The organism is Gordonia sp. 852002-50395_SCH5434458 (assembly GCF_001665905.1).
Classification (GTDB): Bacteria; Actinomycetota; Actinomycetes; order Mycobacteriales; family Mycobacteriaceae; genus Gordonia; species Gordonia jacobaea.
Genome location: NZ_LZTC01000065.1, coordinates 1 through 1,194 on the forward strand (window position 1 = coordinate 1; position 1,194 = coordinate 1,194).

A 1,194-nucleotide genomic window follows, 5' to 3' on the forward strand; every position below is an offset into this window, starting at 1 on the left:
ACACCGGGAACTCGGCGTCGACCTCCGCATGGGAACGACGGTCACCGGAATCGACCGTGATCGGAAGGTCGTCTCGGTGACGTCGGAGTTCGACGAGTCGTCGGAGGTCGCCTACGACCAACTCGTCTTGTGCACCGGCGCCTCGGCGATGGTCCCGGACTGGGCGCGTGACGCGGACGGAACGCTGATCGACGGTGTCAATCCGGCGAAGACCCTTGAGGACGCGCGGTACTGGCTCGATCTGATTGCCGGCTCCGGCCGTCGAGGAGTCGTGGTCGGTGGCGGCTACATCGGCGTGGAGATGGCAGAGGCGTTGGCGGAGCGCGGATTCCAGACCACTCTCGCCACGCGCACCAGGGTGATGAGCAAGCTCGACCCGGAGATGAGCGACCGCATCGAAGAAGGAATGCGCGCCGCGGGCGTCACCGTCCTGACCGATACCGTCGTCGCGAGCGCCGACGCTGAGGGTGGCAGAATACGTTCCGTAACAACGGTTTCCGGCGACACAATCGAAGCCGACGTCGTGGTACTTGCGCTGGGCGTTCGGCCGTCGACCTCGCTGGGCGCCGCAGCAGGGTTGCCGATCGGCGTTCACGGCGGATACCTACCCGACGACCATCAGCGCGTCGCCGACGACATCTGGGCGGCGGGAGACTGCTGCGAGTCTCTCGACCGGATGACCGGGGAGCGAATCTTTGCACCGCTCGGAACACACGCCAACAAGCAGGGACGGGTGTGCGGTTTCAATCTGGGCGGCGACGAGAGTAAACGATTCGCCGGGGTGTTGGCGACGGCGATCACCCGATTCTCCTCCGGCCCAACCTATCTGGAGATCGCACGTACGGGAATGAACACCGAGGTCGCCGCGCGCTTCGGTCACGACGCCCTCACGCTGATCACCCAGAGCGACACCGCGAGCGGCTACATGGCCGAGGCCACCCCGATCACCGTGCTACTCACCGCCGACAAGTTGACCCGCCGCATCCTCGGCGCTCAGATCGTCGGCGGAGCGCAGTCGGGTAAACGTATCGACACCGTCGCCGCGGCGCTGTGGGGCGAGATGACCGTCGACGATCTCGCCGAGATGGACCTCGCGTACGCCCCGCCGTTCGCAACCGTCTGGGAGGCAGTGCAATTGGCCTCTCGGCGGGTGTCCGAACGGATCTGACCCCGGGGGGCCGCTTCCCGCTCACC

General features: G+C 66.4%; 1 protein-coding gene. It reads left to right on the top strand.

Annotated elements, in window-relative coordinates; genetic code table 11:
* On the top strand, positions 1-1,168 hold a 1,168-nt coding region (locus A5785_RS15385), incomplete at its 5' end, for an FAD-dependent oxidoreductase (RefSeq protein ID WP_064867323.1).
* Positions 1,169-1,194: the final 26 nt, after the last annotated feature.